Raw genomic sequence first — 24,582 nt, forward strand, 5'->3', positions numbered from 1 at the left:
TCCATGTCGCGGCAGTGGCAACTGCTGGACCGGCCCGACGAAATCGACGCGATCCGCTCTGCCCTCGAAAGCACCGACACCTGCGGTGTGGTGCTGGTCGGCGCGGCCGGGGTCGGAAAGACGACCCTGGCCCGCACCGTCACGTCCGCATTGACCAACAAGGTGCATTGGACCGCGTGCACCGAATCCTCTCGCAGCATTCCGTTGGGTGCATTCGCCCACTGGGTCGGTGCGACCGCGTCGCGCGATCCGATCGCGCTCTTGGCCTCGGCGCGCGAATCCCTGGTCGCTGACGGCGATGTGGTCGTCGGCGTCGACGACGCCCATCTGCTCGACCAGTTGTCGGCGACGCTGCTGCACCAGTTCGCGGTGGACCACGCGGGCCACGTGGTGGCGACCGTGCGCAACGGCGAACCGGTGCCCGACGCCGTCACGTCGCTGTGGAAGGACGGCTACCTTCAGCGGTTCGAACTGCAACCGTTCAGCAAGCAGCAGAGCATCGCGCTCATCGAGACCGTGCTCGGCGGAACACTCGAAGGCCTCAGCGCCGACGTGATGTGGGAATCGTCGGGTGGCAATCCGCTGTTCTTGCGCAACATGGTCGAGGGCGCGGTCGACGCCGGGACCCTCACCGAGGTCAACGGCGTGTGGCAGTTCCGCGGTCCCACCGTGATTCCGTCCGGGCTGGCCGAACTGCTCGACGACCGCCTCGCGCACGCCGGCGAGGACGTGATGAACGCCCTCAAACTGCTGTCGCTGTGCGAACCGCTGGACATCGACGCGTTCGCCGAACTCGCCGGAGAGGAGGCCGTCGACAGCGCCGAGATGCGCGGGCTCATCCGCATCGTGACCGACGCGGGCGGCACGTTGACCGCCCGGTTCGCGCACCCCCTGTTCGCCGAGGTGGTGCGGCGCCGCGTCGGCACCGCGTCGGCGCGCAAGCTGCGCGGGCGGATCGCCAAGATCCTGCGCGACCGCGACCTGAGCACCGCCGCGAGCCGGATCCGGTTGGCGCAGTTGTGCATCGAGAGCGACCGCGGCGCCGACGTCGACCTGCTGATCACCGCGGCCAAGGACGCCGTGTTCCTGTCGAATCTGCCGCTCGGCGAACAACTCGCACGGGCCGCGTTCGACCACGGCGGCGGCCTGCCCGCGGCCACCCTGCTGTCGCGCGCGCTGCTGTGGCAGGGACATCCCGCGCAGGCCGACAACATCCTCGCGCGGTTCCCACCCGACCACATGGACGAGATGGAACTCGTGCAGTGGGGCATCCCGCGCCTGTCGATCCTGTTCTGGTCCATGGGCGACGTGCCGCTGGCCCACCAGGTGCTCGGTGAGCTGAACAGCCGTGTCACCCATCCGATCCTGCAGCTCATCATCGACGCCACCGAGGCGGGGATGGCCGTGCACGAGAACCGGATCACCGAGGGCCTGGCCATCGCCGAACGTGTGCTCGCCCATCCGGAATGTCCGCGCCAGGCAACCGATTTCGCGGCGTTCGCGTGCGGGTTGGCGATGCCCGTCGCGGGCCGGGGTGAGGCGTTCCTGCCGATCGCGTCACGCTGCAGGGCGCAACGCAAGACCACCGACGGCATGATCCGGATCATGGTGTTCTACGGCGAGGTGCTCGCACTCGCCTACACCGGCCAGTTCGACCTGGCCCGGCAGCGCGCCGAGGAGTACGCCGAGTTCTCCTCGGCCGGTCAGTTCGCCGGCTGGGCGATCGCGAAGATCATGGCAGGCGCCGCGGCCATGCACAGCGGACGGTTCCGCGACGCGATCTCGGCCATCGAGCAGGCGCTGGCTGCGCTCAACGCCGAGATCTCACTGCCGTGGCAGCTGCCGGGACGGCTGCTGCTCGCCCGCGCCTACGCCGCGGTGGGTGAGGTGATCGAGGCCGAACGCGTGCTCGACGACGCCATGGAGCATTCCGGGGCGTTCATGGCCCTGCACGAGCCGCAGCGCACGCTCGCCAAGGCCTGCGTGGCAGCGGCCAAGGGCGCCCACCGGTCGGCGATCGACATCGCGCGGTCGGCCGCCGACCTGGCCCGTTCCTCCGAGCAGCACGCCGTGGAGGCCGAGGCGCTGCACCACTGTGCCCGGTTCGGTGACCGCACCGTCGCACGCAGGCTGCAGGGTCTGGTGGACCGGGTCGACGGACCGCTTGCGCGGCTGTACGCGCAGCACGCGGCGGCGGTGGCCGCTGCCGATCCCGTGGCGCTCGATGCCGTCTCGTCCGCATTCGAGCAGGCGGGGCTGATGCTCTCGGCCGCCGACGCGGCCGCGCAGGCGGTTTTGCTGCACGACAAGGCCGGACATCGGCGGCAGAGCACCGAATCCGCCGCCCATGCACTGCAATTGGCGGGTAGGTGCGGTGGTGCGGCCACACCAGCGATCCGGGCGGCGGCGCGTCCGCTACCGGTGACCGCGCGCGAACGCGAGGTGGCCGCGCTGGTGGCACAGGGACTGCTGAACCGCGAGATCGCCGAGCGGCTCACGGTTTCGGTGCGCACCGTCGAGGGCCACATCTACCGCGCCTGCATCAAGCTCGGGGTCGCCGACCGCGACGAGCTCGCGCGGATGATCTGGACCGACCTGACACCGCTGGAGGCCGATCCCCGGTAATCGGCTCAGTACACGTCGCGCACGTACCGCTTGTCGGCCACGAGTCCGCGTTTGTAGTCGCGGGCGGCTTCCTCCGACATGCCGCCGTGGGTGCGCAGAATCGTCGTGAGCGCGGCGTCGACATCCTTGGCCATGCGCGTCGCGTCGCCGCAGACGTAGAAGTGCGCGCCGTCGTCGAGCCAGCGCCACACGTCGGCGCCGTAGTCGGCCATCTTGTGCTGGACGTACACGCGGGCCTTCTGATCGCGGGAGAACGCCAGGTCCAGCCGGTTGAGCAGACCGTCGCGCTGCATGTCCTCCAGTTCGTCGCGGTAGTAGAAGTTGGCGCTGCGGTGCTGGTCGCCGAAGAACAACCAGTTGCGCCCGTGATGGCCCAGTGCGCGCCGCTCCTGAAGGAACCCGCGGAACGGCGCGATACCGGTACCCGGCCCCACCATGATCATCGGGGTCGACGGGTCCTCGGGCGGACGGAAATGCGGTGAGCGCTGCAGGAACACGGGCGCCGCGACTGCCCGGTCGGCGAGGAACGTCGAACACACGCCGCCGCGCGTGAGCCCCGTGACGCCGCGGTCACGCACCACCGACACCGTCAACTGCACCTCGTGCGGGCTCACCAGCGGGCTCGACGAGATCGAGTAGTTACGCGGTGTCAGGCGCACCAGAACTTCCTGCCACTCTTGGGGTTCGGCGCGCACCGCGAACTCGGTGACCAGGTCGAGCCCGTCGCGGTCCCTGAGCCACGGCGCGGCCCGGTCACCACGTAGCACCTTGGCGGCCGAACCGCCGCGCTGTGCGACGAAACGCACCAGATCCGGTGTCACGCGGCAGATGTCGTAGGACGCGATGAGCGCGTCGCGCAGCGACTGCTCGGTGCCGTCGACCTCCACGGCCGCGTCGGGGTCGAGCGCGGTCGCCGCCAGCCACGCGTCGACCACGGCGGGATCGTTGGTGGCGTACACGCCGAGGGAGTCGCCGACCCCGTAGCTCACGTCGTAGTCGGAGATGTCGAAACCGAACTGCCGCACCTCTTTGGCCGAGCCGGGCGCAGTCAGCACCGTGTTGCGGGTCAGGGATGCGAGAATCGGTTTGGCCCTGGTGAATTCGTCCGGCTCGGTGGGCAGGAGGGTACCGACGGCCGGACGCCGGCCCCCGACGCGCTCGCGCGGCACGGGATCCACGCCCGTGATCACCTCGACGACGGCGTCGACCCACTGCTGCAGGGCCGCGTCGTCGTAGACCTCGCAGTCTGCGCGGTCGATCAGCCGGGTGGCCCCGAGATCGCCGAACCGCTTGTCGAGAGCCTTGGCGTGACCGCAGAAGTCGTCATAGGCACGGTCGCCGAAACCGAGCACCGCGTAACGGACGCCGTTGAGATCGGGCGCATCCGGGCCCCGCAGGCGCCCCCAGAGGCCGGCACCGTTGTCGGGCGGGCCGCCGTCGCCGAACGTGCTGGTGACCACCAATACGTCACGGGCCGCCGCGAGTTCGTCGAGCGTGAGGTCATCCATGTTGACCAGCACACCGTCGACCGCGGCCGCGAGCTTGCCTGCGAACTTCTCGGCGTTGCCGGTCTGCGATGCCCACAGCACCAACGGGCCGGTGGGCCGCACCGCGACCGGGTCGATGGTGCCGACGGTGTCCGTGCGCGAATACCGGCCCGCGAGCACGCCGTCGACCCACAACCGCACCGCGGGGCGCACCGGCGCGCAGCCGGGAAGCACCGGCACGCCGGTCGGTCGATCGGGCAGACCGGTGAAGAATCCGGCGAGGTAGATCGACTCGTCGGAGTTGAGTTCGGGTTTGAGTTCGGCTGTGGGCTCGGTGATCCCGAGCTCGGCCGCCACCGACTGCGCGTGCGGAGTGCCGCCGACCGACCGTGCGGGCCGCAGGCGCACCGCGGCCACCTTGAACTCCGGCTGCAGTGAGTCGGCGTCGACGGCATCGTGGGTGACCGCGTTGACCGTGAGGTACTCGCCGTGCTCGTCGTTCCAGTGGAACGGCGCGAAGCAACTGCCCGGCCGCACCCGGTCGGTGAGCACGGCGGGCAACACGGCGCGGCCGCGCCGCGAGGCGATTTCGACGGGTTGCCCCGCGGTGATGCCGAGTTCGAGGGCGTCGACCGGATGGATCTCGACGAACGGGGACGGGTTGAGCTTGTTGAGCCTGGGCACCTTGCCGGTCTTGGTCATGGTGTGCCACTGGTGCTGCAGCCTGCCGGTGTTGAGCACCATTGGATAGGCGTCGTCGGGCAGTTCCGACGAGTCCGTGTGGGGCCGGGGATGAAACACCGCGCGCCGTGACGGGGTGGGGAACGCCAGCCGGGGACGGTGCCCGTCGGCTTCGGTGTGCAGATGCTGACTGACGCCGTCGTTGACATAGCGGATCGGGTGGCGGTCCGGCCCGCCGCCGGATACGTCGGTGGGCGGGCACGGCCACTGCAGGGGCGTCTCACGCAGCCGCTCGTAGGTGACCCCGCGAAGGTCGTATCCTGTTGCGGCATTGGAGAACCGGCGAATCTCGTCGAAGATCTCCTCGGCGCTGCCGTACCGGAAGTGCTCACCGAAGCCGAGGTGCTCGGCGACCGCGCAGATCAACTGCCAGTCTGGGCGGGCATCCCCGACCGGTGCCACGCTCTGCGGCAGCAGCGTGAGATTGCGCTCCGAGTTGACCATGACGCCTTCGGACTCGGCCCACAGCGCGGCAGGCAGCACGATGTCGGCGTAGTGGTTGGTGGCCGTGGAGCGGTACGCGTCCTGTGTCACGACGAGTTCGGCGGATTCGAGGCCGTTGATGACGGTGATCCGGTTGGCCACGCTGGCAACGGGATTGGTGCAGATGATCCAGCACGCCTTGATCTCGCCGGCGGCCATCTGCTCGAACATGCCCACGGTGCCTGGGCCGACGTCCGACCGGATGGTTCCCGGCTCCAGTCCCCACGCGGTTTCGACGAACGCGCGGTCGGCGTCCGAGAGCACTGAACGCTGCCCCGGCAGACCCGGCCCCATGTAACCCATCTCGCGGCCACCCATGGCGTTGGGCTGGCCCGTCAGCGACATGGGGCCGCTGCCCGTGCGGCAGATGGCGCCCGTCGCGAGGTGCAGGTTGCAGATCGCGTTGGTGTTCCAGGTGCCGTGCGTACTCTGGTTGAGCCCCATGGTCCAGCAACTCATCCACTCACGGGCGTCGGCGATCATGCGGGCCGCGGTGCGGATGTCGTCCTCGCGCAGTCCGGTGATCTCGGCGACCCGGTGCGGCGGGTAGTCGGCCAGGAATTCCGGCATCGCCTCCCATCCGGTCGTGTGCTCTGCGATGAACTCCTCGTCGATGTCGCCGCTTTCGACCAGCAGATGCAGCAGGCCGTTGAGCAGTGCCAGATCGGTACCCGGTGAGATCTGGAGGAACAGATCGGCGCGTTCGGCGGTCGCGGTGCGGCGCGGGTCCACCACGATGAGCTTGGCCCCGGCCTTGAGCCGGTCGGCCATCCGAAGGAAAAGGACCGGATGGCAGTCGGCCATGTTCGACCCGATGACGAAGAACAGGTCCGCGTTGTCGAAGTCCTCGTAGGAGCCCGGAGGGCCGTCGGCGCCGAGGGACTGCTTGAAACCCGTTCCCGCACTGGCCATGCACAACCGCGAGTTCGACTCGATGTGCACCGTGCGCAGAAACCCCTTGGCCAGCTTGGTCGCGAGGTACTGCGCCTCGATCGACATCTGCCCGGACACGTACACCGCGACGGCGTCGGGACCGTGCTCGTCGACGATGGCCCGCAGCCTGCGACCGGCCTCTGCCACCGCATCGTCGACCGGGACAGGGACCAGGTCGTCCTCGTGACGCACGAGAGCCGAGGTCAGCCGGTCCTCGGCGGCAGCCATCAACTCGGCGTGCATGGCCCCCTTGGTGCACAAACGACCGAAGTTCGCGGGATGCAGCTTGTCACCCGACACGCGGGCGATGACGGTGCGGTCGCCCTGGACCGCGGTGGTCACCTCGATGCCGCACCCGACGCCGCAGTACGAACATGCGGTCCGCGTCGCGCGTGTGGTCTCGAGACCATTGGGACCATCGGCCATGCGGCCATGGTGGGTGGCGGGTGTTCCGTGACGTTTCCCGCCGGGTTATCGGCAGGAAAACTGATCCTCACTTCCCGGCGGTGTGCGCCGTGAGCAGGGTGCCACTAACGCCTGCTGACCCGCCAGAAGTCGGCCCATGTCGAACGGGTTTCGTAGTCGCTGACCAGGTAGCGGGGGTCGACCGGTTCGGTCTGGCCGATGAAATTCCGCACGTTCGAGGGATCGTCGGGCAGCGGTACGGTTCTGCTGGTCGAGACCTTGCCATCGGCCGCCAGCGGCGCGAACCCTTCTTCGGTGAACAGGTAGTGGATGTAGAGCTTCGCGGTGTTCGGGCTCTTCGATTTGGCGGCGATGGCCACGGCTGACGGGAACGCCTTCAGCGCCCACGGTTTCAGGCCGTCGCAGATCGCCATGGCGTAGCCCTTGCCCTTGACGTTGCGGAACTTCGCCATCGACACCGGCCCGATGCTCGGCGCGCTCTGGCCGGGGGCACCGACGGCCTCGGACACTTCCTCATCGGTCTTGGTCAACTGGGGATGGTTCTGCGCGAAGCGCCTGACCCATTCGTGGCCGGCGGACGGCTGGTCTGTCTTCAGCTCCGTGCCGTATCGCTCGCGGTAGAGATCACGCAGTGCCTGATCGTCGCGAAGGCTCAGCTCGTTGAACCATGTCATGTACTTGGGGTTGCTCAACGGGTCGGCCATGGCGACCCGCCCGCTCCATTCGGGTTCGGTGAGCTGCCAGATGTTCGACACCGGGCACCGGTCGTAGACCGCGTTGTTGTACACCCATCCGAACGTGCCTTGATGGACCAGCAGCGGGTACCGCTCGTCTTCTGATATGTCGTCGCGCACATCCCCTGGTACCCAGTTGACCAACACGCCCTGGTCCAACAACTCGATGGCGTAGGTGGCCAGATCCTCGTTCACCACGACGTCGGCCACCACGTTGCCCGATTCGTGTTCGCGCACCACCTTTTCGATGGCGCCGAGCTCGACCTTGACGCCACGCGCACGAACGCCGTACTTCTCGGCGAAGTTCTCCGCGAGCTTGACCACGGTACCGGACTGGTCGTAGACCGTGATGCCGGACTCCTTGCGGGCCGCGGCGATCAGCGCGTCGAGGTCGAAACCCTGCGGCGTCTCGTCGGGCTGGAGCGTCGCAGGAGCCGAAAGGACCTGTGGCGCCGCCCGACTGGGGTCCACACCGGGCGGGGCGCAGCCGGCGATCAGGGCCACCGCGCCGAGACCCGCCACCATGCAAGCGATCCGCGTCACCGGACTGCCTCCCGCCTGCGGGTGTGCTCGTCACGGATGACCGATCCTTTACGCATGATCGGTTCGAGCAGTGTGGTGTCCGCATCCCGAACGAGCCCGAGGTAATGCGGAGCCAGGAACACATCGCGGCCCTGCACCCTGGATCCGTCGGAATACCCGACGTAGGTGCCGCCGGCCTGTTCGAGGATGAAGCTGCCCGCAGCAACATCCCACGAGTTGGTTCCGAAGTTCAGGGTCACATCACCCCATCCGGCGGCGACGTGCGCGAGGCTCAACGCACCGGAGCCCTTGTTGCGCACGGCCGAATAGGCTCGCACCAGGTTCGCATACTCCGTCATCGCGAACTGCTCGTCGGCTTCCAGGTCGGCAGGCATCGGAAAATGCGCCAGCATCGTCGACCGCGACGGCGCGGTGAAACCTCTCGCGTGCAGCGGTCTGCCGTTGAGGAACGCACCTGACCCGTCGGCGTGGAACATCAGATCGGCGACCGGGTCGTAAACCGCCCCGGCAACCCTCTCACCATCGACCGTCGCCCCGATGGACACGCACCAGAAGGCGATTCCCCGTGCGAAGTTCGCAGTCCCGTCGATCGGGTCGACATACCACGTCAGTGCCGACTCACCGGTGCGTCCCCCTTCTTCGCCGACGATTGCCGACTCCGGGTGCGCATCGAGTAGCAGCCTGGCTATTTGGCGTTCGGCGGCGCTGTCGTATTCGGTCACCAGGTCGTGCATGTCGGCCTTGGTGGTGATGTCCACATCGGTGCGGAAGGCCTCCAGGAGCATCGGAGCGACATCGCGTGCGGCAGACATCGCGAGCGTCATCAGTTCGGTGGAGCGGTAGCTGGTCATCGTGTCCTCACATCCGCGACGTCCAGCTCGTGGACCCGGCGGCCGTCGCGATCGAATGCATGGGTTTCTGCGGCGTCGGCGAACAGGAACACCTGCTGCCCCACGCTCAGATCGGGCTTATCGATGGTGACGGCGAAGAATCGCTGACCGTCGCAGACGGTCTCGACGATCCAGCTGCCCCCGGTCGGCAGCAGTGCGGAGACCTCGGCGGTCAGGACGAATCCGGCACGCATCGGCGCACTGTCCAGGATGCGCACGGCTTCCGGGCGGAATCCGACCGACATCACCTCGGTGGCACAGGAGGACCCCGCGACGTAGCGCGCGGCCGCCCGCCGCCCCTCGGCGCCGGGCCCCTCGGCGTCGAGTTCGACGATGTTCATCGGCGGGTTGCCGAGGAACTCGGCGACGAACCGGTTCGCGGGCCGGTCATAGATCTCGGTCGGTGTACCGATCTGCTGCAGCCTGCCTTCGAACATGACCGCGATGCGGGTGGCCAGCGTCATGGCCTCCCACTGATCGTGCGTGACGAAGACGATGGTGGATCCGAACTCGCGGTGGATGCGGCCGAGTTCGGCACGCATCTCAAGGCGGAGCCGGGAATCGAGGTTGGACAGCGGCTCGTCGAGCAGCATCACGTCGGGATTGACCGCGAGCATGCGTGCCAGCGCCACGCGTTGTTGTTGCCCACCGGACAGCTGGGACGGGTAGCGGTCGCCGTAGCGCGCGATGCCCATGGTCTTCATCACCGAAGCCACTTGCTCCTGCTGCTGTGCCTTCGGCAGTTTGCGAAGCTTCACGCCGTAGGCGATGTTCTTCTCCACCGTGAGATGCGGCCACAGTGCATAGGTCTGGAAGACCAGGCCCATGCCGCGACGCTCGGCCGGAACGAACGTCCCTTCTGCAACCGAGTCCATCACGGTGTCCCCCACCGAGATCGATCCGGCGGTGGGGTGCTCGAGGCCTGCGATCATGCGCAAGGTGGTGGTCTTCCCGCAGCCGGAGGGCCCGAGCATGCACATGAAATCGCCGTCTTCGATGGTGAGGTTCAATGTCGAAACCGCATGGGGGCCGTCACCGCCGTAGTGCTTCTCCACGTCACGCAGCCTGATCTGTGGCATCGCTATCCTTCCAATCCGCTCGCGAGGTCTGTCTTGAGGAGTTTCTGAATCGAGTACGTGCCGAGGAATGCCACCGCCGCCACGATGAGCACGACGCCGTTGGCCGATTGGGTGTATCCGAAGTCCACCAGACGTATCGCCAACGTGGTCAACACGTCGCCGCCGGGAACCGCGAGGATGACGACCAGGCTCAGGCTCTTGATGCCGGATATGAAGGGCATCAGAATTCCTGCGGCCAACGCGCCCTTCTGAATCGGCAACACCACCGTGCCCATGCGTCGTAGCCAACCGGCGCCCATGATCTGCGCCGATTCCTCCGCATCGCGGCCCAGTTGCATCATCGCCGAGATACCGGCCCGCGAGGCGAACGGCATCTGATCGGCCAGGTAGATCAGCAGCAGAATGACGGTCGTGCCGTACAGCGCCGGTATCGGTCCGCGCGGCACCGCGAACAACGTGATGTAGGCGACCGCGAACGCGATCCCCGGCACCAGATAGGGAAGAAAGGTCAACTGCCGCAACACCGTCGACAGGATCCGTGATTCCGACCGCACCACCACGTAACCGACCAGCAGTCCGAGGATGCCCGCAGCGACCGAGGCGAGGCCCACGATCCAGAAACTGTTCCAGACAGCGCTCCAGACACTGGGACTCACCAGGATGCCGTCCGGGAACGCGGGCGTGTTCAGGTCACGCCCGATCCAGTATTGAAGCGTGAAGTTGTCGCGCGTGAACTCGGCAGGCACCTTCATGACGGTCGACAGGCACAGCACCGCGATCGGCACCGCCACGCTGACCGCGAACAATGCCGCGCACCACATCGTGGCCGGCGCGCGCCACCTACCCAGATCCACCGCGCGATTGAGGGCGCCCTTGCCACCGATTGTGACGAATCGCCTTGCCTCCTTGAGGAAATGCACGTCGACCCACAGGGACACCAGGCCGATCAGCACGATCGCCGCGACCAGGATCGCCGCGACACCGGTCTGGTCGGAGGCGATGCTGCGATACAGCGAGGTGGCGAGCACGTCGAACCCGACGGGCAGACCGAGGATGTATGCGACGCCGAACTCACCGAGCACCTTGGCAAGGATCAACGTGGTGGCCGAGATGAGCGCCGGACGCATCATCGGCACGATGATCGTGAAGGTGACGGCAAGACGGCTCGCGCCCAGTATCCGCGCCGACTCCTCGAGCTGAGAATCGAAGCGCTTGAGCGCATTTCCGACGAGCAGGATCACGAACGGCGAGAAGTGCATGGTGAAGATCACGATGATCGGGAGCCGGCCGTAGGCCAGCCAGTCGCCGGGCACGAACCCGAGCTGCTCCATCCAGCCCAGTTGGCCTCCCGCGGTTCGGTTCTTGAACACCGTGGTCCAGGCCAGTGCGAACGTCCACGACGGCAACATGTACGGCACGATCAACGCGGTGGCGAACCACTTGCGGCCGAAGACGTTGCTGCGGGCGATGAACCAGGCCGCGACACCGCCGACCACCAAGGCGAACAGCACCGAGAAGAAGGCGATCGTCACGGTGTTCCACAGCGGCGTCCAGAAGATGTCGACCGCCGTCGGCGAGCGCAGCACGCGCCACAGGTAGTAGGTGGTCGGCTCGCCCGTGGCCTTGCGTGTGATGCCCTCGTCGGCGCGTTCGACGCGGAACCCGTCGATCATCAACACCACGATGGGAACCGCGATCAGATAGCCGAACAGCACCAGCGTCAGCAGCCCGATCGCCGTGGTCGGGTTACGCAGCGCGACACGTGCCCGGTAGCCCAGTGCCCGGCGGGGCGGACCGTCCGGCAGCCGAGTCGAAACACTCACGGAAGGGGTCCTTGTCTCTCTACACCGAAGACATCCATAAATGTGGATGTCTTGTCATAGTGACACAGCTGCGACGAGATGTACATCACCCCGATCAACTTCGGTGGCTCGCCTCACCGCCGCCCCGAGCCGGCTGGCTTAGCATGGTCGGGTGACCCACAGCGCTACCCAACCCGGCGCTATCAGCGACTTCGTCCCGGTCGATCAGTCGGTGTCACTCCCCCTCTACGTGCAGGTGATCGACCAGATCGAGAACGGCATCAGACGCGGCAGCCTCCCGCCAGGTTCGTTCCTGCCCGCCGAGCCACAGCTCGTACGTGACTTCCAAGTGGCCCGCGGCACCCTGCGCCGGGCGATCGACTACCTGATCGACAAGGGTCTGATCGTGCGCGTCCGGGGCGTCGGAACCCGGGTCGCGGCCGCGCCGGGCATCGACAAACCCGGGATCCGCAGTCTGTACGCCGAACTTGCGGCGGCCGACCGCAAACCCGCGACCAAAGTGCTCACCGTCGACACCGCCGAGGCCGACCGCGCATTGTCCGACATCACCGGGTTCGCCATCGGCACACCGTTGCGGATCATCCGCAGGCTACGACTGGCCAACGATCTTCCGGTCGCGGTGATGGAGAACTACTTCCCCGCCGAGTTCCCCGAACCGCGGGTGGACGAACTCACCGAGCGCAGCATGGACGAATACTGGGAACGCATCGGGCATTCCGCCGCGATGGTGCGCCAGGAGGTCATCGCGTGCCTGCCGACCGCAGAGCAGTCGGCGTTGCTCCGCATCGAGCCAGGGACCCCGATACTCTCCGAACACCTTCGGGTCTATGACGATTCGCGGCAGTTCACCAACTATTCGCGAAACTTCTACCATCCCACGCTGTACCGGATGACCTCGGTCTCCACCACTCAGTGACGGCCCGGCTCAGTATTCCTGCGGTTTCACCGCCAGCACCGGTTTGGGGCACTCCAGCAGCAACCGCTGCGACACGCTGCCGAGCAGGAGCTTGCCCACCGGGCTGCGGTGGCGGATCCCGATCACCAGCAGCTCGGCGTCGGGCCTGTCCATGGCGGTGAGCAGTTCCTCGGCCGCGTCCACGCCCACCGGCTGCCGGATCTCGAACGGCACGCCGCTGTCCCGCAGATGCTCCTCGACGTCGTGGACCTCGCCCGAGCGCGCGAACCGCGCGTCGACGTAGGCGTCACCCGCGGTCGCGTTGATCACCAGCACGCCGGTGTCCCGCCGATTGGCCTCGGCGATCCCGTGTTCGATCGCGGCCCGGCCGAACTGATCCGCGCTGTAGCCGATGACGATCATCGCTGGGCCTGCGCTTTCTCCTGCTGATCCACATCGTCCTCGACGATCAACAGCGTCTCCTCACTGCGGTGCATCAACCTGAGCACCAGCGGCATGAGCAGCAGGATCGCCATGAGGACATAGACCACGATCGCGACCGGTTCGGTGAACAGGCTCGACCAGTCACCGCCACCGAGCTGAAGGCTCTGGCGCAGTTGCCGTTCGATGCGCGGGCCGAGGATCACGCCGATGATGAGCGGCAGCACCGGAAGCCCGAAGCGGCGCATCATGAGACCCAGCAGCCCGAACACCAACAGCAGCGCCAGATCCAGCGCCTGCACGTTCACCGCGAGCGCACCCAGCGTCGCGAAGAACAGGATGCCGGCGTACAGGTAGGGCCGCGGAGTGCGCAGCAGCCGCGCCCACAGTGGCGCCAGCGGCAGGTTGAGGACCAAGAGCAGGAAGTTGCCGATGAACAGGCTCGCGATCAGCGTCCAGATCAGCAGCGGCTCCTTCTCGAAAAGCGTTGGACCGGGCTGGATTCCGTAGGACACGAACGCCGTGAGCATGACCGCCGCGGTGGCGTTGGTGGGCAGACCCAGCGACAGCATGGGAACCAACGTTCCTGCGGCCGAGGCGTTGTTGGCCGCCTCCGGGCCTGCGACACCTTCGATCGCTCCCTTGCCGAACTCCTCGGGGTGCTTGGACAGGCGTTTCTCGGTGATGTAGGACAAAAACGTCGGCAGCTCCGCGCCGCCGGCGGGCAGCGCACCGAACGGGAATCCGTATGCGGTGCCGCGCAGCCACGGCTTCCAGGACCGGCCGAAGTCCTCGCGGCTCATCCACGGCCGACCCACCGGGATCACGTCGGCGGGGCGGCGCCGCAGATGCGCCGCGACCCACAACGCCTCGCCGAGGGCGAAGATCGCCACCGCGATGACCACGATGTCGATGCCGTCGCTCAACAGCGGCAGTCCGAACGTCGCGCGCGGCTGCCCGGTGAGGAAATCGATGCCGACGCAGCCGATGGCCAGGCCGAGGAACAGCGAGATCGCACCGCGCAGCTTGGAGGCACCGAGCACCGCGGTCACCGCGACCAGTGCAAACAGCATGATCGCCAGATACGACGGAGCCCCGAGAGTGACCGCGAACCGTGAGATGGGCGGTGCGAACGCGGCCAGCAGCGCGGTGCCGATCGCACCGGCGACGAACGATCCGATGGCCGCGGTCGCCAGCGCCTGTGCGGCACGGCCGGCCTTGGCCATCTTGTTGCCCTCGATCGCGGTGATCACCGACGAGGATTCGCCAGGGGTGTTCAGCAGGATCGACGTCGTGGAACCGCCGTACATGCCGCCGTAGAAGATGCCGGCGAACATGATGAACGCCGCACTGGGGCTGACGTTGTAGGTCACCGGCAGCAGCAGCGCCACCGTCATCGCCGGTCCGATGCCCGGCAGCACACCCACCGCGGTGCCGAGCAGCACGCCGATCACGGCGTACAGCAGGTTCATCGGGGTGGCCGCCTCGGCGAACCCCTGCATCAACCAGTCGAAGTTCTCCATCACAGAATCCCGTCCAGAATGCCTGCGGGCAGCGGGATCCCGAGCCCGGAGTAGAACGCGTAGAAGCTCAGCACCGACAGCACCGCACCGATCGCGATGTTGCGGACGTAGTGGTGGTTGCCCAGGACCGTTGCCGCACCGGCGAACAACAGTGCACCGGTGATCGCCCAGCCCAGCGGTTGCACGAGCACGATCACCGCGACGAACAACCCGACCAGCAAGCCCACGGTGCGCCAGTCCCCCGGCGAGTTCGGGTCGACGTCTTCACCGGCGTCGGCCTCGCCGACCGATCCGCGGGGTATCGCGATCGCCAGCACCGCCGCCAGCGCGATGAGCACTACGCCGATGCCCAGCGGGAACATCCGTGGCCCCACGGGATCCACCTTCGCGAAACCTTCGGCCAGGGTCAGGGCGTCGTAGATGAGGAACGCGCCGACGGCGACCAGCACGGCGCACACGAGGTACTGCGCGCGATCGACCCTGCGCTCACGGATTTCGGTCCCGGCTTCTGCGTTGGGCAGCGAATCCTCGGTCATAGCAACCCCAAATCGGTCAGCGTCGTCGAGACGCGCTCGTCCTGGTCCTTGAGGAACTGCTCGAATTCCGGCCCCGTGGTGAAGGCGTCGCTCCAGCCGTTCTTGACCATGGCTTCCTTCCACTGGTCGGTGTCGTGCAGTTCGGTGAGCGCGCCCACCATGGCGTCGCGCGCGTCGTCGGAAATGCCCGGCGGCGCAAGCACTCCGCGCCAGTTGGTGAACGTCAGATCGATACCGGCCTCGGTGAGGGTCGGTGCGTCGATGCCCTGGACCCGCTCGGCGCCGGACACCGCGAGCACGCGGACCTGTCCCGCCTCGATCTGGTCGACGAACTCGCCGAGGCCGGTGGTCCCCGCCGCGATCTTCTTGCCCAGCAACGCCGTCAACAGGTCGCCGCCACCGTCGTAGGTGATGTAGTTGACCTGGCGCGGATCGACACCCACCGCACGCGCGGTCTCCATCGGGAACAGATGGTCCGGCCCGCCCGGCGAGGATCCGCCACCGATCGAGACCTTCGACGGATCGGCCTTCCACGCCGCCACCAGGTCACCGATGGTGCGGAACGGTGAATCGCCGGGAACGAGGATTCCCTCCTGCTCCTCGACCATCTTCGCCAGTGCGGTCGCGTCGGAGGCACGCGCCGACGAACCGTTGGTGTACACCGCGCCGACCACGCCGAGCCCCATCATCATCATGAGGTCGTCGTTGCCCCGTTCGTTCATCAACCGCGCCATCGCCACGGTGCCGCCCGCGCCGATCACGTTGAACACCTCGATGCGCCCGGTGATGTCGGTGTCCTCCATGATCTTCACCGCCGTGCGTGCGGTGAGGTCGTAACCGCCGCCGGGGCTGTTCGGCACCATCATGCGCAGGCGGTGCAGGCCGCGGGATTCGTCGCCGCGCGTGACGCCGCACGCGGTCACCAGCGTCACCGCGAGCAGCACGGCCACCAACGCGGCCCACAATTGTCGAAGCCTCACTGCAGTCCCCAATCACTGCGTCCCGAAGAAAAGGTGATGCTCAGCCATACTGGACCCGACGAGTGACCCAGGTCACCAATTCGAACGCAAAGGAAGTTTTGGTCTTTGAGTTCAACCCAGAGTTCACCGCTCGCGCGGCTGCGCAGCCTGCCCGGCGACCGGGTACATGCGGCCAGCCTGGCCGGCCGGTTCCTGGTCTTCCAACTGCTGGTGGTCGCCGTCGTCCTCGGCGCGGTGGCCGCGATCTCGGTGGCGCAGTCCACCCGCGAGTTCCGTGAGGTGCGCGGCCAGCGCATGATCGCCGTCGCCGAGAACGTGGCGTCCACCCCCATCGTGCGCGACCGCTACGCCGATCCGTTCGCGACCAGGATCCTCGCGCCCGAGGTCGACCGCGCGGTCGCCCTCTCGGGTGCCGACCTGGTCGAGATCACCGATCCCGCCGGCGTTGTGCGGGCGTCGTCGGAACCGGCCCGGGTCGGGCAGCGCATCGACCTGGACACCAGCCGCGCCGACGAGGGGCGCTCGTGGTTCGGGGACGACACGATCGATGGCCTGCACAGCCTCGTCGGGCAGGTGCCGGTCCTGGCGCCGTCCGGCGAGCCCCTGGCCATCGTCTCGGCCAGCGAGCACTACCCGTCGGTGTGGGAACTGCTCAGCGGCTCCGGCGAACGGTTGCTGATCTACCTCGGGATCGGCGCCGCACTCGGGCTGTTCACCTCATGGTTGCTGTCGCGGCGCATCAAACGCCATACCCGCGGCCTGGACATCGCCGAGATCGCGAGCCTTGCCGATCACCGAGAAGCACTGCTGCACAGCATCCGAGAGGGCGTCGTCGCGGTGAACACCGACGGGTCCGTGACAGTGCTCAACGACAGCGCGTGCGAACTGCTGGGCATCGGCCCCGACGCGGTCGGCCGCCACGTGGGCGCCATCGGGCTCGAACCGGCCGTGGTGGACTTCCTGCTGTCCGGCCACGACGCCCGCACCGACGAGACCGCGAACGAGAGCGACGTCATCATCGCGACCCGCACCCGCGTGCTGGCGCTCAACCGGCGCGCGGCCAGCAGCCAGGGGCACCGCATCGGTACCGTGACCACCATGCGCGACAGCACCGAACTCGCTGCGCTGCAGGCACAGTTGTCCTCGCACCGCAGTGTCACCGATACATTGCGTGCCCAGACCCACGAGTTCGCCAACCAGTTGCACACCATCTCCGGACTGGTCCAGCTCGGCGAGTTCGACGCGGTCCGAGATCTGGTCGGCACCTTGACCCGTCGCCGAGCCGAGATCAACGATGCTGTCACCCAACATGTTTCCGATCCCGCTGTCGCGGCACTGCTGATCGCGAAAACCTCGCTGGCGGCCGAACGCGGGGTCGCGCTGAACCTCACCGACGACAGTCACCTGGCCGCACTGGATCCGGCGCTGGCCACCGACGTCATCACGCTGCTGGGCAACCTGGTGGACAACGCCGTAGACGTATCGGCCGTGCCCGGCGGTTCGTCCGCCGCACACGTCTCGGTGCGCCTGGACGACTCGGCCGGGCTGCTGCTGCAGGTGTCGGATTCGGGTCCCGGCGTGCCCGCACACCTGCGCGAGTCGATCTTCGCGCGCGGCGTGACGTCGAAACCGGACGTGCCGGGCGGGCGCGGCATCGGCCTCGCGCTGGTGCGGCTCGTGACCGCACAGCACGGCGGCAGCATCGAGGTCACCGACGGCCCGGGCGGCGGCGCGTCGTTCGTCGTGCGGCTTCCGGAGGTGACCGCCCGTGCGTGATGTACTCGTCGTCGACGACGACTTCATGGTCGCCGAGATCCACCGGCGCTTCGTCGAACGCGTCGACGGCTTCCGCGCCGTCGGTGTCGCGCGCACCGGGACCGAAGCGCTGGCCTCCGCGCAGAATCTGCGACCCGACCTGATCCTGCTCGACGTCTATCTGCCCGACATGACGGGGCTGGAGGTGTTGCAACGTCTGCGCGCCGACGGAAACCTGGTCGGGGTCATCATGATCACCGCGGCCCGCGAACTCGACACGGTCCGTGGCGCATTGGACGGCGGGGCGGCCGACTACCTGATCAAACCGTTCGAGTTCGACCACCTGCGGACCAAACTCGAGGCGTTCGCCGCGCGTGCCGACGCGCTGGCGGCCGACGGCGGTGCCGACCAATCCATGATCGACGCGCTGTTCGGCGGCTCGTCACCGGCGACGGCCTCGCCCCTGCCCAAGGGTCTCGGCGCCGAGACCGGGCGGCTGGTGATGGACGCGGTGCGCAACGCCGGGGAGGTGTCGGCGGCGCAATGCGCCGAGCTGGTCGGGATCTCCCGTGTGAGCGCACGGCGCTACCTCGAGCACTACCTGAGCACCGGCGCGCTGGAGTTGCGGTTGCAGTACGGCACCGGACGGCCCGAGCGGCGCTACCGGATCCCCGACCGGATGCGGTAGCCGGATGCCCGGGCTGTTCGCGGTGTACCGATCGTCGTTGCCGCACAACGGATCACGTCGGGCCCACGGCGGAATCGGGCAAACGGCTCAGTGAGCGGCCTGGACGGTCGATCGCACCTGCCGCCGACGTTCGACGCGGCGTGATCGAGAACACCCGGCCGGACGCCCATGCGAGGGACACGCTGCCAGACGCGTGCTGAATAATGCTGGTGTGGCACCGAAAGTCCTGTTCATCCACAACGAACACATGTGCACCGAGGCGATGCTCGGCGACGCATTCTCCGAGTGCGGCTTCGACATCGAGACCTTCGAGGTGGTCCCGCCCGAGCGCGTGGAAACCCCGGCCGGCGACGTCGCATTCCCGGATCCCACCGCATACGACGTGATCGTGCCCCTCGGCGCGCGGTGGCCCGTGTACGAGCAGTCCCTGGTCGGCACCTGGGTGACCGCCGAGATGGACATGATGCGCAAGGCCGCCGACGCCGGTGTCGGCATCCTCGGGGTGTGCTTCGGCGGACAGTTGCTGGCCCAGACGTTCGGTGGTTCGGTCGCACGCGCCGAGACCGCGGAGGTCGGCTGGTTCGAACTCGACACCGACGATGCCGGGCTGATCGCCCCGGGCCCGTGGTTCCAGTGGCACTTCGACCGCTGGACGGTGCCGCCGGGCGCCACCGAGATCGCGCGGACGTCACGGTCGTCGCAGGCCTTCGTGCTGGGACGTGCGCTGGCGCTGCAGTTCCACCCCGAGGTGGATGTCGATCTGCTGGAGGGCTGGCTGGCCGACGACCGCGAGGGCATTTCCGGCAAGCTCGGTTACAACCACGACGACTTGCGTTTGCGCACAAAGGAACTCGTCGACGACGCGGCCGTGCGCGTGCGTGAGCTCGTGCGGGCGTTCCTCGACAAGGTGGTCCGGGCCGACCCTGCGTCGTAGGCTGGAGCGGTCGGAAGCAGATCCGCAAGACCGCAGACAGGCCAGATGAGCGCATGGAGCGTCCGTCACGACGCCATCCGCACATTCCAGGATCGCCGCGAGGCAGGCCGGGTCCTGGCGCAGCGCCTGTCGTCCTATCGCGATGATCCCGACGTGCTCGTCCTGGGACTCGCCCGCGGCGGCGTTCCGGTCGCGTGGGAGGTGGCGGCTCACCTGCGGGCACCGCTCGACGTGTTCCTGGTGCGCAAGCTGGGGGTTCCGCAGTGGCAGGAACTCGCGATGGGGGCCGTGGCCTCAGGCGGCGGCGTGGTGCTCAACGAGAAGTTGATGGACCGGCTCGGCATCAGCGACGACGACATGGCCGAGACGCTGCGCCGCGAGACGATCGAACTTGAGCGCCGCGAGCAGGCCTACCGCGGCGACCGCGAACCGCTGCAGGTCGCGGGCCGGACGGTGATCCTGGTCGACGACGGCATCGCCACGGGAGCCAGCATGATGGCCGCGGTACGCGCGGTCCGCGGCGCGCGGCGCGTGGTGGTTGCGGTTCCCGTGGGCCCGCCCGGGGTGTGCCGGGAACTGGCGGCCGAGGCCGACGACGTGGTGTGCGCGAGCATGCCGCAGGACTTCGAGGCCGTCGGACAGGCGTTCGCAGACTTCCACCAGGTCAGCGACGACGAGGTGCGCGAATTGCTCGCGACACCGACCACCGACCCGGTGCGGTGAGCTAGTTCTTGCGCTCTTCGGTCTCGGCGTCGGACGCGGTTGCGGTGACTTCTGGGGTGTCCGTGTCGCCCGTCGCCTCGGGCTCGTCGCTCGCATCGACGTCATCTGCGGCCGTTTCGGCGGCGACCCCGTCTGACATGGTCTCCTCCGAGGCCGCTGCATTCTCGGCGTCCACCGCATCCTCGGGGTAATCGACCGGCTCGTCGGCGTCGACCTCGGCGGTGTCCTGCACCGCCGCGATCACCTGGGTGTCGCGGCTGCTGTCGTACTCCTCGTCGACCTCTTCGGCCGCCTGGTCGACGTCGGCCTCACCATCGGCAGCGGCGCCTGAGCCGCGGGCCGACGTGCGTGCGCCGCGGGAGCGCTCACGCAGAGCGTCGACGATCAGCAGGACCACGCCGAGCACGCTGGCGCCGATGCAGACCCAGGCGATCAGTTCGTTGCTGGTGACCACGGCGGTCACCAGCGCTGCCAGGCCGATGACGGCGAGCACGAGCGCAATGATCAACATTGTTTGAACCCTAGGGTGTGGCGGTCCGACCACGGTGACGGACCCATCGAGTCAGCCCCGGGTCGTGTCGACGCGGGGCCTGTCGCCGGACGAGTCAGTTGTTGCCGCGGTTGAACTGGCCGAATCCGCTGGCGTCGCTGTTCGCGCTGGAATCGACCGGTGCGGCCGAACCACGCTGACCCAGCTCCTCGAGCTGCGACTCCAGGTAGGTCTTGAGGCGCGTCCGGTATTCGCGTTCAAACGTGCGCAACTGCTCGAGCCGACCCTCCAGCACCGTGCGCTGCTGGTTGATGGTTCCCATGATCTCGGAATGCTTGCGCTCGGCATCGGCCTGCAGCGCGTCGGCCTTCTCCTGGGCCTGCCGCAACTGGGCCTCCGACCGGGTCTGGGCGTCGGCCAGCATGGCGTCGGCACGCTGACGCGCCTCGGAGACCGTGGTCTCGGCGGTCTGGCGGGCGTCGCTCACCATCGCCTCGGCCTGCGCACGCGCGTCGGAGAGCAGCTTGTCCGCCTCGGCCTTGGCTGTGCTGGTCAGACGGTCCGCGGTGTCCTGCGCGAGGCTCAGCACGCGGGCCGCGCGCACAGCGGTGTCCTCACTCTGCGGTGCGGCCGGCTGCGCCGGGGCCTCGTAGACCGGCTGCGGTGGAGCCGGGGCGGGCTCCGGCTCGGGCTCGTACAGCGGGATCGACGACGTCGCCTGTGACGACGCGCCTGCGCCCGAGCGTGCCGCCGCGAGTTCCTGGTCGAGTTCGGCGACCCGCTGACGCAGGTCGGCGTTCTCCTCGATGAGGCGGGTCAGCTCGTTCTCAACCAGATCGAGAAAGGCGTCGACCTCGTCCTCGTTGTAGCCTCGCTTGCCAATTGGTGGCTTACTGAACGCGACGTTATGGACGTCCGCTGGTGTGAGCGGCATTGTCTGCCCCCTTGAAGTCTTGAACCGTCAACCGATCTCAAAGTGTAGAGCCTTGTTTGAACGCAACTGGCGTCCATCCTGTCACACCAGACCCGGCGGTTGCAGTAGAGGGCAATTTTAAGAGCGAATTTCAATCTTCTTACGGCTCCGTGCAGCGCCCCGGCAAACGTCGGCAACCAGGCGTTCCGGCGGCACGGGCGCCGCTCCCGGAAATCCCGGGGAACCCGCGCGCCCCCGGTGTCAGACCGCGGCGCCGAACGCGAGCTGCATGCCGATGAACGCCGCCAGCAGCAGCACCATGATCGACAGATCGAAGCGCACCGCGCCCACCGTGAGCTGGGGAATGATCCTGCGCAACAGCTTCACCGGCGGATCGGTGACGGTCATGATCAGCTCAAGGATGACCACGGTGAAGCCACGGGGATGCCAGTCCCGGCTGAACGAGCGGATGAACTCCACGACCACGCGCGCGATGAGCAGCAGCCAGAAGATGAACAGCGCGAAACCCAGGATCTGGAAAAACAGCGACAACTGAGCCGACCTCACTACCGACGGATGTGTGACATTCGATACAGGTCGCTGCAGGTCGGCACTCGAACTATCCGGTGTGCCGACCGGTGATGCGACGCCGCCAGCCTACCCGGCCGTGGAGCGCACGAAAGACAGGTGGCGGTCCGGCGACCAGGGATGTGGCTAACGGTAGGAGTAGAAGCCCGCCTCGGCGATGCGCCTGCGCTCCTCGGCCGTGACGTCGACATCGGCAGGCGAAAGCAGGAAGACCTTGGTGGCCACCTTGTCGAACGACCCGCGCAGCGCGAACGCGAGGCCCGCCGCGAAGTCGACCAGGCGCTTGGCGTCGGCGTTGTCCATCGACACCAGGTCCATGATCACGGGCGTTCCGTCGCGGAACCGCTCACCGATGGTGCGCGCCTCGCTGTAGTCCTTCGGGCGCAGCGTCGTGATCTTGGCCAGCGGGCTGCCGGCCTCGAACAGTTCGGCCATGCCGCGCGGGTCCATGGCGAGCGCGCCACGGGTCGATCCCCGCATGGCGCCGAGCCGCGCAGGCGCGGGCCGGTCGAACTCGCGCGGAGCACGCATACGGCCCTCGAAACGCGGCTCGTCGGCGAAGCGCTCGGCGTATCCGCCCCGGTAGGCCGGGCCCTCGTCGTACTCGTGGCCCTCGTAGCCGTAGGCCTCTTCCTCGAAGCGGTCCTCCCGGGGACGACGGCTGTACCCGCCGGCGCGGGCGCCGCGGTCGTCGTCCTCGTAGTACTCGTCTTCGTAGTCATCCATCGGCGCCATGCCGAAGTAGGCCTTGACCTTATGCAGTGTGCTCATCGGGCGACCCTTCTGCTGACCGTGGGAGTTCTGATGTCTGTGATGAAGATGTGACTGGAGTGACTACTGGGGGTGACGTTAGCGGTCGGGGGCCCATCAGCGCGGTACCGACACGCACACACGTCGAACCGTGTTTCACCGCGCTTTCCAGGTCGTTCGACATCCCGGCGGACATCTCCAGGCGCTGCGGGTAGGCCTTCTGCACGCGGTCGCGCTCCGCGGCGAGCCGTGCGAACGCCTCGTCGGCGTCGGCGCCCAGCGGGGGTATGGCCATCAGTCCCGTGAACGTCAGGCCGTCGGCCCCGTCGATCGCCGCGCACAACTCGTCCACCAGATCCGGATCGCCGATGTCCACCCCGCCGCGTTCGGCGTCCCCGTCGAGGCTGATCTGGAGGTACACCCGTAGCGGCTCGGAGCGAACTCCCCTGCCCAGCGCGTCGGCCGCGCCGCGGTCCAGCGCGGCGATCAGCCGCGCGTTGTCGACCGAGTGCGCCGCGTACGCCCACCCCGCAACCGCGCGGGCCTTGTTGCGCTGGATGCGTCCGATCATGTGCCAGCGAATTGGTGCGTCAGGCAATTCGGCGCGAACTTCCGCAATTTTGTTCGCGGCTTCTTGTTCGCGGGATTCCCCAAAAGACAGACAACCCAATTGATTGAGAATGACAATATCCGAGCCGGGAAAGAATTTCGTTACCGGAAGTAATTCAATTTCGCCGACATTTCTTCCGGCCGATTCCGCGGCCCGCGCCAGCCGCGCCCGCGCAGCTCCGAGCGCCGCGGTCAGCTGGGCCGTGCGGTCCGCGTCGCGGATGCGTCGTGAGGGGGTCGTGGCACTCATCGCGAGGCCTGCTCCATCCACACCAGACACGCCAGGCGCCCCGTGGGCGCCTGGCGTCGATGGCTGAACAGCGTGGTGTCGGCGACCGTGCACCGCGGGTCCACGTCGATCGCCGCGACGCCCAAACCCTTTAATTGACGGACGATTCCGGCTCTCAGGTCCAAGCCGGGCGTTCCGCGCGACGTCGTGGTGCGACTGCCGGGCAGGCTGGCCTCGACCTCGGCCGCCATCGCCTCGGGGACCTCGTAGTTGCGTCCGCTGACCGCCGGACCGAGCAGCACCGAGATGTCCTCGACATGCGCGCCCGCGGCCAGCATGGCCTCCAGAGTGCGTGGCACGATCCCGATCTGGGCGCCCACACGACCGGCGTGCGCGGCCGCGACCACACCCGCGCGGGCGTCGGCCATTAACACCGGAACACAATCGGCGGTAACCACCGCCAAAGCCAAACCGGGAACCGTGGTCACCAATGCGTCGGTGTCATTTACCGCACGTTCACGTGGACCGTCCACGGTGACAACACGATCACCGTGGACCTGATTCATCCACACGATTGCGTCGGCGCTCACCGCGTCCGCGAGGCGTTGACGATTGGCGGCCACCGCGGCCGGATCGTCACCCACGTGATCGCCGAGGTTGAACGAATCGTAGGGCGGTGCCGAAACACCACCGGCGCGGGTCGTCGTCACGCGCCGAATACGAACACTCACGGTTTCAGTATCCGGACCATTCGAACGCGGTGG

General features: G+C 67.6%; 21 protein-coding genes. 6 read left to right on the forward strand and 15 right to left on the reverse strand.

Going from position 1 to position 24,582, the window contains the following annotated elements; genetic code table 11:
• Positions 1–3: 3 nt before the first annotated feature.
• Positions 4–2,625 (forward strand): helix-turn-helix transcriptional regulator, encoded by a 2,622-nt coding sequence (locus AT701_RS20555; protein WP_058127686.1) that lies wholly within the window; start codon positions 4–6, stop codon positions 2,623–2,625.
• 5 nt (positions 2,626–2,630) lie between these two features.
• On the opposite strand, the gene AT701_RS20560 is transcribed toward AT701_RS20555, so the two are convergent.
• From AT701_RS20560 to AT701_RS20580, 5 genes are all read right to left on the reverse strand, one after another.
• On the reverse strand, positions 2,631–6,695 hold the full coding sequence (locus tag AT701_RS20560; protein ID WP_058126497.1) for a bifunctional nitrate reductase/sulfite reductase flavoprotein subunit alpha: 4,065 nt from the start codon (positions 6,693–6,695) through the stop codon (positions 2,631–2,633).
• Between the two features lie 104 nt (positions 6,696–6,799).
• On the reverse strand, positions 6,800–7,972 hold the full coding sequence (locus tag AT701_RS20565; RefSeq protein WP_223495688.1) for an ABC transporter substrate-binding protein: 1,173 nt from the start codon (positions 7,970–7,972) through the stop codon (positions 6,800–6,802).
• Entirely contained in the window at positions 7,969–8,823 is an 855-nt protein-coding gene (locus tag AT701_RS20570) for an inositol monophosphatase family protein (RefSeq protein ID WP_003895594.1), read from the reverse strand. The genes AT701_RS20565 and AT701_RS20570 overlap by 4 nt, the downstream gene beginning before the upstream one ends.
• The gene (locus AT701_RS20575; RefSeq protein WP_003895595.1) at positions 8,820–9,941 is read right to left on the reverse strand and encodes an ABC transporter ATP-binding protein; all 1,122 of its coding nucleotides are present in this window, start codon (positions 9,939–9,941) and stop codon (positions 8,820–8,822) included. Before AT701_RS20575 ends, AT701_RS20570 begins: the two co-directional genes overlap by 4 nt.
• Before the next feature lie 2 nt (positions 9,942–9,943).
• Positions 9,944–11,764 (reverse strand): ABC transporter permease, encoded by a 1,821-nt coding sequence (locus AT701_RS20580; protein ID WP_058126498.1) that lies wholly within the window; start codon positions 11,762–11,764, stop codon positions 9,944–9,946.
• Positions 11,765–11,915: 151 nt separating this feature from the next.
• Here AT701_RS20580 and AT701_RS20585 point away from each other — a divergent pair, with 151 nt between their 5' ends.
• Entirely contained in the window at positions 11,916–12,680 is a 765-nt protein-coding gene (locus AT701_RS20585) for a GntR family transcriptional regulator (protein WP_051065186.1), read from the forward strand.
• A gap of 9 nt (positions 12,681–12,689) precedes the next feature.
• Here the strand turns inward: AT701_RS20585 and AT701_RS20590 are convergent, their stop codons facing one another.
• The 4 genes from AT701_RS20590 to AT701_RS20605 are packed head-to-tail and all read right to left on the reverse strand — an operon-like array spanning position 12,690 to position 16,139.
• Positions 12,690–13,082 (reverse strand): universal stress protein, encoded by a 393-nt coding sequence (locus AT701_RS20590; protein WP_003895598.1) that lies wholly within the window; start codon positions 13,080–13,082, stop codon positions 12,690–12,692.
• Complete coding sequence (locus tag AT701_RS20595; RefSeq protein ID WP_003895599.1) at positions 13,079–14,623, reverse strand: tripartite tricarboxylate transporter permease; 1,545 nt, start codon at positions 14,621–14,623, stop codon at positions 13,079–13,081. Before AT701_RS20595 ends, AT701_RS20590 begins: the two co-directional genes overlap by 4 nt.
• Positions 14,623–15,159 carry a tripartite tricarboxylate transporter TctB family protein gene (locus AT701_RS20600; protein ID WP_011729642.1) on the reverse strand — a complete coding sequence of 179 codons (537 nt, stop codon included), beginning with the start codon at positions 15,157–15,159 and terminating at the stop codon, positions 14,623–14,625. The genes AT701_RS20595 and AT701_RS20600 overlap by 1 nt, the downstream gene beginning before the upstream one ends.
• The gene (locus tag AT701_RS20605; RefSeq protein ID WP_058126499.1) at positions 15,156–16,139 is read right to left on the reverse strand and encodes a Bug family tripartite tricarboxylate transporter substrate binding protein; all 984 of its coding nucleotides are present in this window, start codon (positions 16,137–16,139) and stop codon (positions 15,156–15,158) included. Before AT701_RS20605 ends, AT701_RS20600 begins: the two co-directional genes overlap by 4 nt.
• Positions 16,140–16,277: 138 nt before the next feature.
• On the opposite strand from AT701_RS20605, the gene AT701_RS20610 reads away from it, so the two are divergent.
• From AT701_RS20610 to AT701_RS20625, 4 genes are all read left to right on the forward strand, one after another.
• Positions 16,278–17,915, forward strand: a complete 1,638-nt coding sequence (locus AT701_RS20610; protein ID WP_058127687.1) for a sensor histidine kinase — start codon at positions 16,278–16,280, stop codon at positions 17,913–17,915.
• Positions 17,908–18,582, forward strand: a complete 675-nt coding sequence (locus AT701_RS20615) for a response regulator (protein ID WP_058126500.1) — start codon at positions 17,908–17,910, stop codon at positions 18,580–18,582. The genes AT701_RS20610 and AT701_RS20615 overlap by 8 nt, the downstream gene beginning before the upstream one ends.
• Before the next feature lie 211 nt (positions 18,583–18,793).
• A complete protein-coding gene (locus AT701_RS20620) occupies positions 18,794–19,516 on the forward strand; it encodes a type 1 glutamine amidotransferase (protein ID WP_011729647.1) in 723 nt (240 codons plus the stop codon).
• A 45-nt stretch (positions 19,517–19,561) separates the two neighbouring features.
• Complete coding sequence (locus AT701_RS20625; protein ID WP_011729648.1) at positions 19,562–20,239, forward strand: phosphoribosyltransferase; 678 nt, start codon at positions 19,562–19,564, stop codon at positions 20,237–20,239.
• 1 nt (position 20,240) lies between these two features.
• On the opposite strand, the gene AT701_RS20630 is transcribed toward AT701_RS20625, so the two are convergent.
• The 6 genes from AT701_RS20630 to pgeF form a co-directional block, all read right to left on the reverse strand.
• Positions 20,241–20,750, reverse strand: coding sequence for a ribonuclease E domain-containing protein (locus tag AT701_RS20630; RefSeq protein WP_011729649.1), 510 nt, complete (start codon positions 20,748–20,750; stop codon positions 20,241–20,243).
• A 94-nt stretch (positions 20,751–20,844) separates the two neighbouring features.
• Positions 20,845–21,663 carry a DivIVA-like cell division protein Wag31 gene (gene wag31, locus AT701_RS20635; protein ID WP_011729650.1) on the reverse strand — a complete coding sequence of 273 codons (819 nt, stop codon included), beginning with the start codon at positions 21,661–21,663 and terminating at the stop codon, positions 20,845–20,847.
• 240 nt (positions 21,664–21,903) lie between these two features.
• Positions 21,904–22,194, reverse strand: coding sequence for a YggT family protein (locus AT701_RS20640; protein WP_003895609.1), 291 nt, complete (start codon positions 22,192–22,194; stop codon positions 21,904–21,906).
• Positions 22,195–22,356: 162 nt separating this feature from the next.
• On the reverse strand, positions 22,357–23,001 hold the full coding sequence (locus tag AT701_RS20645; RefSeq protein WP_003895610.1) for a cell division protein SepF: 645 nt from the start codon (positions 22,999–23,001) through the stop codon (positions 22,357–22,359).
• On the reverse strand, positions 22,985–23,839 hold the full coding sequence (locus tag AT701_RS20650; RefSeq protein ID WP_014877975.1) for a YggS family pyridoxal phosphate-dependent enzyme: 855 nt from the start codon (positions 23,837–23,839) through the stop codon (positions 22,985–22,987). The genes AT701_RS20645 and AT701_RS20650 overlap by 17 nt, the downstream gene beginning before the upstream one ends.
• Positions 23,836–24,549: a peptidoglycan editing factor PgeF gene (gene pgeF / locus AT701_RS20655; protein WP_011729652.1), complete on the reverse strand. Its 714-nt coding sequence runs from the start codon at positions 24,547–24,549 to the stop codon at positions 23,836–23,838. Before pgeF ends, AT701_RS20650 begins: the two co-directional genes overlap by 4 nt.
• Positions 24,550–24,582: the final 33 nt, after the last annotated feature.

The organism is Mycolicibacterium smegmatis (assembly GCF_001457595.1).
In the GTDB taxonomy this organism is placed as follows: Bacteria; Actinomycetota; Actinomycetes; order Mycobacteriales; family Mycobacteriaceae; genus Mycobacterium; species Mycobacterium smegmatis.